Source organism: Vibrio sp. M260118 (assembly GCF_036533755.1).
Classification (GTDB): Bacteria; Pseudomonadota; Gammaproteobacteria; order Enterobacterales; family Vibrionaceae; genus Vibrio.
This window is the reverse complement of record NZ_JATABG010000656.1, coordinates 1-781: the sequence shown is the minus strand read 5'-3', so window position 1 is coordinate 781 and position 781 is coordinate 1. Positions and strand designations below refer to the sequence as shown.

The window sequence follows — 781 nt, the reverse complement described above, 5'->3', positions numbered from 1 at the left end:
CCCTAAAGCCAAGCAATGAATACGGACACCTAATTCTTCTAAATGCTCGACAGTTTTTCGGATGTCCATAGCATTGCGCCCCAATCTATCTAATTTGGTCACAACAAGCACATCGCCTGGTTCTAATCGATCGAGTAATCGAGAAAACTCAGGACGTTCATTTGCCGCAACAGAGCCGCTGATGCTTTCTTCCATGATACGGCGTTTCTCTATATGGAATCCTGCGGCTTGAATTTCTTGCCGTTGGTTTTCTATCGTTTGCTCTAAAGTGGACACTCGACAATAGGCAAAAACACGTGACATAGTTCATTTTCCTGTACGAAAAGGGAGTACTAATTACAAAGGGTGTACGAAATTACTTTGGTATAGTTTAGTACATATTATATGGTAGGGGTACGAAACCGAACAGTTTCGTACATGTATTTTCTATCAAGCTCCAATAAGTTAGGAAGATGTTATGCCGAGACGACAAATATTGAGTATCGAGGAAAAAGAAAACCTGCTAGTGATACCTGATGACGATATTATCTTGACTCGGATCAGCTTCCTTAGCGACCAAGATATCAGTTTGATAAACAAGCATCGTAAATCAGAAAACCGATTTGGCTTTGCTATCATGCTTTGTTACTTGCGTGGGCCTGGGTTTCTTCCTGATACTCAGCACCCTCCCCATGGGGGCATTGCATCTAGAGTTTCGATGAGACTGTCCTTGTCTTCTGACCTTTGGGGGAAATACGCAGAAAGAGAAGAAACTCGCTGGGAACATTTAGCAGAGCTATAT

Annotated in this window: 2 protein-coding genes; one reads left to right on the top strand and one right to left on the bottom strand. The window is 42.4% G+C overall.

Annotation, left to right across the window (positions count from 1 at the left end):
• Window positions 1–303: recombinase family protein (locus QTO00_RS20335; RefSeq protein WP_331426360.1), on the bottom strand; the 303-nt coding region annotated here is incomplete at its 3' end.
• A 154-nt stretch (window positions 304–457) separates the two neighbouring features.
• Here QTO00_RS20335 and QTO00_RS20330 point away from each other — a divergent pair.
• Window positions 458–781, top strand: a 324-nt coding sequence (locus QTO00_RS20330) for a DUF4158 domain-containing protein (protein WP_331426359.1), incomplete at its 3' end; no start/stop codon positions are given.